Source organism: Elusimicrobiota bacterium, from assembly GCA_028718185.1.
Classification (GTDB): Bacteria; Elusimicrobiota; UBA8919; order UBA8919; family UBA8919; genus JAQUMH01.
Window position 1 is genome coordinate 38,663 of sequence record JAQUMH010000003.1, and the last position, 11,384, is coordinate 50,046.

Consider the following 11,384-nt stretch of genomic DNA (forward strand, 5'->3'; position numbering starts at 1 on the left):
AAATTTCAGGAAATTGGAGGTAAAGTTATGGGTAGGATTATCAGATGCTGTATGATGTTTGCAGTTGTAATGATAGGGTTAAGTGTGGTATCGCAGTCGGCAATTGGTCCGGGCGATATATTTAAAGAAACATATGTTTGGGTATCACCTCCGGGATCTAATTGTAGTAATCTATGGTACAGGGTAACAGATCCTAATGCAACATATACACCTATAGCAGGTTTATGTAATGACCCCACAGATTTCCCAAACAATGCACAGTATTTTAGCGGTGTTGATTTAGTTGGAGCAACGAGGGCAGAGTTAGTAGTAGAGATGTGGGGTGGACATATAGGAACCAGCGGCAAACAAATAAAGGTAAATAATAATACATGGATACCGATACCGGAAAACACAGATATATCAAGTCCTGAGTGTTATCTTAATTTTAGATATCCTGCAGTTGCTATACCGCTTAATCAGTTAGTAAGTGGAACTAATAGAATAGATGTTACTGCCGGTCCGCAGATATGTGGTAGCTTTGGCTGGGGACAATTTGCACACTATGGATTAAAGTTAAGAATATATTATGATGCTAGTAAAACCCATCCGACAGGCAGTATAACCTCTCCGACTGCCAGTTCAACAATAAATGATAATCCAACAATATCAGCCACGGTAAATACATATTCCGGAGGGATAAACCGGGTAGATTTTATAGGATATTATGATGATTTTGACGAGGATGGTAATGGTATATATTCACAATGGCATTATAGGTATGTATTACGTAATGGAGCGTTTTTAGGTCACATAGGGACAGCTATATCATCACCATATTCAAAGACATGGGACACATCATGGGTTCCAGACCAGGCGGCATCATCAGTAAAGTTTATGGCAGTTATCGTAGGTAATGATGGAATGTGTTATGCGACACCCGAAGTGGCAGGTATAACTCTTGCACGCACTACCACTTCTGTTAAGATGTATAAACCGTCCAATGTACCTCAAGGTTTTTCTGTAACATCTGGTGCTAGTCCTAGTTCGAAATTTTGCGATGTTGTAATCCCATCAAACGCATCTACGGTTACCGGTGCCAGAATGTCAGTTGTTACATGGAATGGTGCTGAAGGTGGTTTAACTCAGTCAGTAACATTAGCAGGCACTGAGATAGCAACTTCTTTTCCTAATGCAGTGGATCACGAATATGGTTATAGTAACATAACAGTATCAAATAGTTTGATAACAGCTGGAACCAAAGAATTTAGAGTAACCGCTTATCATCCGAGTAATACTTCTTGGACTCACGGACCGGAAATAATCTGGCCGGGACCTGTTTTGTTTGTACAATATAATACCGGTGGAATACAATCGGTGGCAGACCCTGCAATAAATCCTAACGGTGGAACATATAGCAGCGCCCAGACAGTAAGTATAACTTGCGCAACGGGTGGAGCAATAATAAAGTATACAACCAACGGCAGCGACCCATCCTCAACAAACGGTAATGTATATTCCGGTCCAATAACATTATCCAGTGACACTACATTAAAAGCAATAGCAACAAAATCAGGTAGTTTGGACAGCAACGTAGTAACCGCAAACTTTACAATAACAGCAGCTACAACAGGTGACCCTATATATTATGTGCCGGTAAATGTGGCGGTTGGCAGTTATGCAAGGTATGATAAACCGGTAGAAGTAGCAGTTAATTTTACACAGTATCTTACAGCCCTTGGAGTTGGCGGCAGTTTAAATGACCAATCATTAAGAGTAAGAGAGACAGACAGCACAGGCACAACAGTAATAAATGACAATGTAGTATTCCAGTTTGACGAAGATTCTGCATATAATGCTTCAAACAATGCAATAGGCACAGTAACATTTATAATGAGTGGCACAACAAATGCGAGTGCAACGAGATATTTCAGGATATTTTTTGATGTAGATCCAACAATAACAAAAGTTAATTTTACAAAGCAGGTAACCTTAACAGATAATGTAGATGATGAGGGACAGTCAAGTTACAAAATAGAGACAGTAAATGCGACCTATTATTATCACAAGCAAGGCGGTGGTTTTTCCAGTATGGTCGACACTCAAAACAACGACTGGTTAGGTTATCATGCTACGGGCGGTTCAGCGGGTAATTATCGCGGAATACCTAACATGGTATATCCCGCTTCTTATTTTCATCCTGGATTTGTAAATAGCAGCAGCAGTATATTAAATCAGGGACCAATAAAGATTAAATATAAGACAGATAGTATTGATGGTTTATGGTCATGCACCTGGGAAATATTTCCTAAATATGCAAGGATGACAGTAACAAAAAAGAACAGTGCATACTGGTTTTTATATGAAGGCACCCCTGGCGGAAATTTAGATGTAACCGGCACCCAGGATTATTTCTACAGGTCAAACGATACAAGCCCGCAACTTTGCGGGTCATATCCTTCAAGCAATATATTAAACGGCGATATCCCGGCACCTGAATGGGTATATTTTGCAGATGGGACAATAAACAGGAGTATATATTTAATTAACCATCAGGATGATTCATCAAACGATTCATATTACCAGATGGAAAACAATATGACAGTATTCGGATTTGGCAGAACTGGTGTAAATTCATCTTTAAATCCTGTTGTTCCTGCATACTATACAATAGGATTTGCCGACAGCCGTGATTTGACAACAACCAAAAACACGATAGAATCATCATGGCGGGATTTGACAGAAACCATAGGAACACCCGGTAGTTCTTCAGGTCCAGTTAAAGTGGCGACACCGCAATTTAGTTTGCCGGCAGGTTCTTATTCAGGTACACAGTTAGTAATAATAACCTGTGGGACAAGTGGAGCAACTATAAAATATACAACCAATGGAAGTGACCCATCAACAAGCGGAACTTCAGGCACCTCTCCACAGGTAGCAACAATATCTGTTTCAGGCACATTAAGAGTAATCGCAGTTAAGTCAGGTAGTGAAGACAGTTATGAAAATACAGCAGTATATACAATAACACCGTCAGCCTCACCGGTTGGCTTTACGAAATATTCAAGTAAAGACGGGTATTTATCTTTACCCGGCACGTCAGGTTCTGAATATGTAGATAGTTTAATCTGTGATATAGATAATGATGGCTTAAATGATTTTGTAATAATGAAAAGAGGGGTAGCTCCCGGATTAGTGTGGTACAAGAAAAATGGTAATAACTGGGACCAAAAATCTATAGACCCTGATCTTTTAAAACTCGGGTGTTTTAGTCAACCTATAGACATGGACAATGATGGCGATATGGATATAGTAAATATGGGAGATTATAATGAGCCCCGTGGATATTGGTGGGAGAACCCGGGTCCTCAAGCAGTAGTCACAACGACCAGATGGACTAAGCACATAATAAAAGACGACAGCACAGGATTGTCAGTAACCTGGCATGATGCTTGTTTAGGTGATTTTGACGGTGATGGTGCTTTAGAGTTGGCAGCGTGGGGACGAGTGTATGCGTCTGGTGTAACAAGATTATATTTATGGGACGTACCCGCAGATGTAAAAACCCGTACTACAATATGGCCAAATCCTGCTACAATATATACAAAATCAAGTGCACCCGAATGTGAAGGAATGGCAATTACCGATATAGATTTAGACGGCAAAGTGGATATAGTCGGCGGCGGCGGTTGGTTCAAACATGTAAGCGGAACGACATATCAATTTAATTCAATAGAACCACTTGAAAGCGCCGTAAGAGGTAAATGCGCGGTTGGACAAATAATAAAAGGCGGCAGACCCGAAGTAGCTTTTTCAGCCGGTGATTTCACCGGTTTTGCAGCATGGTATGAATCTACAAATGCTGCCGCAACCACATGGACAAAGCATATAATAGATAGCAATGTAGTGCAGGCACATAGTCTTAAAATAGGTGATTTAGATACAGATGGCGATAATGATATATTTATAGCAGAAATGAGCCGCGTGGGGACTAATAGCTATCCCGCTGCAAGAATGACGGTATACAAGAATGACGGTGCAGCAAGCCCAACATTTACAGCAACCATACTTACAACAGGACAAAACAACCACGAAGATGCGATAGGTGATTTAAATGGTGATGGCCGTCTTGACATATTACAGAAGAGTTATTCCGACCCTGGTAATGAAGATAATGAAATAGCGGTATGGATACAGACCGGTGGTGGGAAAAGAGGTCTAACGGATTGGACATATAAAGAGTTAGATGTAACCCGGGCACTTTATGGTGGTTGGTTTGAATGGTTTGGTTTAGCAGCAGTTGATTTAAATAATGACGGCTACAAAGATTTATTATCAGGAAAGTACAGCTACAAAAACCCTGGTGGTGATATGACCGGGACATGGACAAGAACAACGTTTCCTGTAAATGTAGATGCCAGTTTGGTTACTGATGTAGATGGCGATGCATATCCTGATGTAATAGGTTTTGGACTTACTGCAGCTTACACTCCTAATCCCGGTGTATACTGGTTAGAAAAAACAGGTGCAGGAGACACGACAGGCGACTGGACAGCTACAAAGGTAGCAGTCATACCGCCGACTCTACATTCACAATCACAGGGAATGAGGATGGCACAAATAGTTCCCGGTGGCAGGGAAGAGATAGTATGTACCGGTGATTTGCCTTATTCAGGCGATGGAGCCAGTAGCGGAAAATTGTATTACATCCAGATACCGTTAGTAAGTCCTCAAAACGGCAATTGGCCTGTTACACAGATAAGCAATAGTGTAAGCAATAGTTCAAACAATCAAGGAATCGCAGTAGGCGATATAGACAAAGATGGCGATTTAGATATAGCAGGAGTGCTGGGTAATAATAGTACAGTAGTATGGTATGAAAACCCCGGTGTTGCCGGACAAGGGAATTGGACAGTGCATACCGTAGGCAACGCGACCCCGATAAATAACGTTACAAGTGCTGATGGACCTGACCGTGTCCAGTTGGCAGATTTGAACGACGATGGACGGCTTGACATAATACTGACAGATGAGATATGGGATGGAACAAATCCACTTCGTGCGGAAAGCCGTACATATTGGTTTAATTGTCCTGCTACTCCAAAGACAGTAGCCAACTGGGGTACCTCAACAACGATAGTAAAGCAACAGTCAACTAACTCACTGGATGTAGCCGATATGGATTTTGATGGCGACATAGATGTAGTAACCGGCGAGCATAAAGGTGCAAAAGAGACAGCTATCTGGGAAAACGACGGTAGTGCTACACCAAGTTTTACACAACATATAATATCATCAGGAAAAGAAAGTCATAACTCAGCATATTTATCTGATTTAGATGGCGATGGCGATTTAGACTTAGTAAGTATTACATGGGACGATTTCTTTTCTACGACCGGCGGTTTGATGTATATCTTGCGTAATAACAATACCTTTGGCGGTGGCGGTGGCAATCCTGTAGTAGCAATTACAAAACCAACCAATGGTCAGCAATTTGATCAAGGTTCTAATATATTAATAGAAGCAACGGCAGTTGATGATGTTTCCGTTGCAAAAGTAGAATTTTATAATGGCACCACAAAACTTGGAGAAGACACCAGTTCGCCGTATAGTTACACATGGAATAGTGTTCCATCAGGCGATTTTAACATAAGAGCGGTAGTAACAGACAATATCGGTTTAACAGGCAGTGCCCAGGTTACTATTAGTGTCAAAAACACAGGCCAGCCTACTCTTCCTGTCGGTAAATGGGACATGGAAGGCACATCAGGCAGTTCAACAGTGAGTGATACATCCGGTAATAATAATAATGGAACATTGACCGGTATGGATACCAGTACTTGCTGGATTTCCGGTGAGGTAGGCACCGGTTTAAAATTTGACGGAGTAAACGATTATGTCAGCGTCCCTAATTCAACATCGTTAGATATAAATGGTAGTCAGCTAACATTAATAGCCTGGGTTAGGGTGGACGCCATAGACCCCACGGATGTTAACGCACATCAAATATTTATAGCGAAACCGGCAGCAGACGGTAATCATACTGCACCGTATTTTGCATATTCCTTGCATGGTGTACGTGCCAGTGCAACGGAATTAACACCAAGGTTATGGTTGGATATAGGCGGAACAGGAGTAAGTGTAGCAGCCACCCAGAACATAGGTATTGGTACCTGGTATCATTTGGCTGCTGTATATAATGGCGCTACAATGAAGATATATGTAGATGGCGTAGAAAGTAACAGTTCTGCACAAACCGGTAATATAGCGGCACTTGGTACCGCGTTAAGGTTAGGTGCTAATGGCGGAGGAACAGAAACTTTCAATGGAGCTATGGATGGAGTTAAGATATATAATATAGCGCTAACCGGCAGTGAGATATTAGCTGATAAGAATTTAACATCACAACCGCCGACAATAAGCATAAGCACAATAGCGATAACAAATGGTAGTAATCCGCCTGCGACGGTCCGGATAGACGCGACAGCATCCGACAGTGACGGAACAGTAAGCAAAGTAGAATTTTTCAATGGTACCACTTTAATTGGAACAGACACCAGTTCTCCATATAGTTATACATGGAACCCTGTGCCTGCCGGGACTTACAGTATAACCGCGACAGCGACTGATAATAGCGGAGCGACAGCGATAACAGCAGCGCAAATAGTAATAATAACCAACGGTTCCGCTTCACCGCAGCAGGCATATCCTACAGGTGTTGCTTGGTTGATAGATTCAGGAACGACAACAATACAGGCAGAAGATTACGATATGGTAACAAGCGGTTCTGCCTCCGGTGAGACATATTTTGATACAACAGTCGGCAATAGTGGTAATGAATACAGAACAGATGATGTAGATGTCCGGGCATGTATTGATACAGGTGCCGGATATCAGGTAGGCTGGACAAAACCTGGCGAATGGTTGGAATACAGTGTAAATGTTAATCAAGGTGGTGAATACAAAATAATACTAAGGGGTGCCAATGGGGATAAAAACGATGGCGGTCTTATGCATCTTGAATTTGGTACACATAATTCAGCACCATATAGGACAACACCATCAGTAAGCATACCGCCAACAGGCAGTTACGATACATGGGCTGATGTAGAAATTACATCCAATGTTGTGCTTACCGCAGGTAACCAGATAATGAAGTTAGTTATGGAGAATAGTACAGCAATTGGCAATGGTGATTTTAATTATATTTCCTTAATAAAAATAGGTGCAGATACACCTAATGTAGTTTCAATACCGACAATAACCCCTGGAGCAGGGACATATTCAGGTTCTGTTACTGTAACAATTGATTGTGCAACCAATGGAGCAACAAAAAGATATACAACGGATGGAACAGACCCGACATCATCGTCAACACTATATTCCGCACCTTTTACATTAACTGCAAGTGCAACAGTAAAAGCCCGTGCGTTCAAAGATACTATGACCGATAGTTCAGTAAATAGCGTGGCATATATAGTAACAAGCGTTTCACCGCAGCAGTCATATGGAAACATTCCGTCAGGTACTCCATGGCATATAGGAATAGGAACAACAACAATAGAAGTAGAAAATTATGATGAGGCAACTACTGGTCTGTCTGATGGTGAGACATATTATGATACAACCCCCGGTAATCAAGGTGGAGCATACAGAACAAGTGAAGCAGTGGATATAGAGGCAGTCGTTGGAGCCAGTAATGGTTACGATATCGGATATGTAGAACCTGGTGAGTGGTTAGAATACAGTATAAACGTAAATGAGAGTGGCAACTACAAAATAATAGTAAGCGCAGGCATATTAGGCACAGCAAATCCATTCCACCTTGAATTTGGTCCACACGGTGCAACAAGTCTTGTAACACCATCAGTAACCGTACCTAATACCGGTGGATGGACGACTTTTACAGATGTAACAGTTGCAGATTCTGTAACGCTTGCTGCAGGCAACCAGATAATGAAGTTAGTTATGGAAAGCGGTAGTGTATCTAATAATGGTAATTTTGATTGCATCAAAATAGTAAGACTAACTGCGGATACAACCCCGCCGGTAGTAAGTGCTGTAACACCGGCAAACATATCCGGCAGTGGAACAGTGATAACATGGACGACAAATGAGCTTGCGAACAGTAAGGTAGAGTATGGTTTAACAACAAGTTATGGCAGTGCAACTCCGGTAACTGATGCTAATGGAGTATACTCACACAGTGTTACTCTAACTGGTCTTACTGAGAGCACAGGCTATCATTACAGGATGGTGTCCGTAGATATGAACGGCAATACAACAACAAGCAGTGATTACAGTTTTACAACAATTCTTAATGACCCTAATCCGCCGGTGATAAGCAATGTATCAGCCGGAGTATCAATCAACACGGCAGTAATAACCTGGAATACCGATGAAAATTCCGACACACAGGTAGCGTATGGAACTACAACGGCGTTGGGCACCACAACTACGTTAGATGCGACACCAACCAGATTACACAGTGTCTCCATTAACGGGTTACAGAAAGGAAAGATTTATTATTACAGGGTCTATAGCCGAGACTCATCTAATAATCTTGCAACATCATCGCAGTATAGTTTTAAGACATATAACCTTAAGCACAAGATATATACCTATTACTACGATGACGGAACAACAACAACAAAGGTAGGAGCATCAGCAGCTGCGAGTTTGAAATTCAAGGTTCAGGTATATAATGTAGATGAGAACAGTATAGCAACTGACTATACCGGAACTTTAACTCTTACAACGAAAAACAGCAAGGGTACAGAACTGGATACAACAGATTCGACATTAGTCACAACAGATGCAGGTGAGAAGGAAGTCGCTATCCCGTTCCGTAGTGATATAAACACAGTAGAATTAAGTGGTGACACGACAGCGCCGGTAGTAATAAGCTTCAATGATATGTATATAGCAAAGTTAGTAGGATATCAAGGTGGAACAATACGTGGCGCCAACGGGTTAAAGATATTAATACCTACTGGAGTCTTGTCAGCAAACAAGTATCTTGCTTCAATAAAGACAAGTGCATCACCGGAAGTAAAGAACACAATGAAATATGTTAACACAGTTAATCCGATATGTTATGATTTTGGCGAATTAACATTTAACAATAATGCTCCGGTATTGGAGAACCAGATATTCACAAGAGCAGTAAACATAACAATACCATACACAACGGCAGATATAGGGATATTAAACGAAGATGGACTTAGAATCTACTACTGGACAGGGACAGAGTGGGAATTGGTAACAGGAGTTCAGGCAGTAGACAAATCAAACAACACAATAACCGCAACCGTCAAACATTTCTCAACATATCGCGTATTGGGTAGCTATGTATCTTCAGATATGAGTAATGTTAAAGTTTACCCTAACCCATATAATCCCGCAACAGCGGTATTGGGTAAATTAAAGTTGATAAATCTGCCGATAAATAGTATAATAAAATTGTATAGCGTAACAGGTGAGCTCGTCCGTGAACTCAAAGAGACAGATTTTGGTAACCTTGGTTGGCTCGAGTGGGATGGCAAGAATGATAATGGTGACAAAGTAGGTAAAGGAGTGTATATATACCAGATACAAGACGCTGCCGGTAACAAGAAGACAGGGAAAATAGGACTGATAAAGTAAGAGAATTGTTATAGAGTTAATAAGGTTATGGGGTTATAGAGTTATAGGGTTTTAGGGTTTAAACTCTAAAACTCTATAAACGCTATAACTCTACGACGAGGAGGTAGTTTAAGATGAGGAACTGGATAGTTTTGGGATTAGTGTTTGGGATTTGTTTGACTTGCACAGGGCAAGTTGAGGCGAAGAAGAAAGTTATCAGTAAAAAAGTTACTACTACTAAGAAAAGTGACGATAAGGCAGGTAAAACTGCTGCTAAAAATAAATCTTCTGTCCAGGATATAAAGATTGAAGCAGAAGATTTTGATAAGGGCGGGGAAGGCGTGGGATATCACGATAAAGAAGCAAGAAATCTTGGAGATCAATATCGTACTGATGAAGGAGTAGATGTTGAAGCTAATACTACTGCCGGCGGTTATGATGTCGGCTGGGCTTTTGCAGGTGAATGGTTAAAATATACAGTAGATATAAAGACAGCGGGAACATATACAATGCAAGTGCAAGCAGGAGCAGGCGGTAAGGGTGGGGTTTTTCACATAGAGTTAGATGATGTAGATAAAACAGGACCAATAACGGTGCCTGATACAGGTGGTTGGCAAACTTGGCAAACCATAACAAAGACAGGGGTAAGTTTAAGTGCCGGAAAACATATAATGAAGTTAGTTATGGATACTAATGGTACTATGGTTGAAGCGGCTGTAGGTAATTTTGATTATATAATTTTAAAATACGAAGGTGCACAAAGCGATGCTGGTGCAGAAGAAAAACCGGTTAAAACTGCTACTAAAAAACAAGCTAGTATTACCGGTAATATTGCTAAAGGGAAACCGGTTACAGTATACTCAACAGAAGACGGAACTGGCAATGTGGCGAGTAACGCAGTAGATGGTGATACATCAACGCGATGGTCATCAGCATATAGTGACCCGCAATGGATACGAGTAGACCTTGGTGGTATTTATGATATTAAAAAAGTAGTTTTGAGCTGGGATCCTGCCTATGCTAAGTACTACGAAATACAAGTATCAAATAATGATACTGACTGGAAAACAATATATACAAAGACAGACGGTATGGGTGGTACAGAAGAAATACCATTAAGCGGAAGTGGCAGATATGTGCGTATGTATGGGACTGAGAGAGCTACAGAATGGGGATATTCATTATGGGAGTTTGAGGTATATTGTAAATAGAGAAGTAAAGATAGATGTAAGAAGCGTCCGATGTCCGAAGTCCAAAGTTAAAGTAGCCGCAGAGTCCCGCACAACAAATATGCGTGATAAACTCCGCTCTGCTTTTGTAAAGAATTAATAAAGAGTTGTCGAGTTTGTAGAGTCATTGAGTTAATATAGTTTTAGAATTGTAACGTCATAGGCAATAAAACGTTAAGAATTATGATTCCGACAGCACATTACAAGTCCCGTAGAAGCATAAAAAACGCTATTTGAAGCAAGTGCTTAATTTATAACTTAGGGGTTTTAATGGCATAAAATAGATGCATTTTTGAAAAAACTTGAAAATATTGAAAAAAGTACTTGACAAAACGTGAAAAATACTTTATAAATATAGTGTAAGCGATAAAGGCAAATGCCGATTAAAATCGGCAGACGCAAAGCCATAATCCCGCGTCGGGCGGGATGCCGGGTTACCGAAATTAGATACAATTTTTAAACAGATATTACTGCCGTGCATTAGATGGCAGTGATAAGTTGTCTGTTTAGGTTATAACTAATCCGAGTTTCGGTATCCCCGTTAGCTCGGTT

2 protein-coding genes and 1 riboswitch are annotated in these 11,384 nt (G+C 40.9%); both genes read left to right on the forward strand.

Translation table 11 applies throughout. The annotated features are described in order from the left end of the window. Window positions 1-27 precede the first annotated feature (27 nt). Window positions 28-9,624, forward strand: coding sequence for an FG-GAP-like repeat-containing protein (locus tag PHE88_06060; protein ID MDD5687375.1), 9,597 nt, complete (start codon window positions 28-30; stop codon window positions 9,622-9,624). A gap of 113 nt (window positions 9,625-9,737) precedes the next feature. Further along, window positions 9,738-10,814 carry a discoidin domain-containing protein gene (locus PHE88_06065; protein ID MDD5687376.1) on the forward strand — a complete coding sequence of 359 codons (1,077 nt, stop codon included), beginning with the start codon at window positions 9,738-9,740 and terminating at the stop codon, window positions 10,812-10,814. Between the two features lie 379 nt (window positions 10,815-11,193). Further along, a riboswitch (cyclic di-GMP riboswitch) is annotated at window positions 11,194-11,274 on the forward strand. Window positions 11,275-11,384 lie beyond the last annotated feature (110 nt).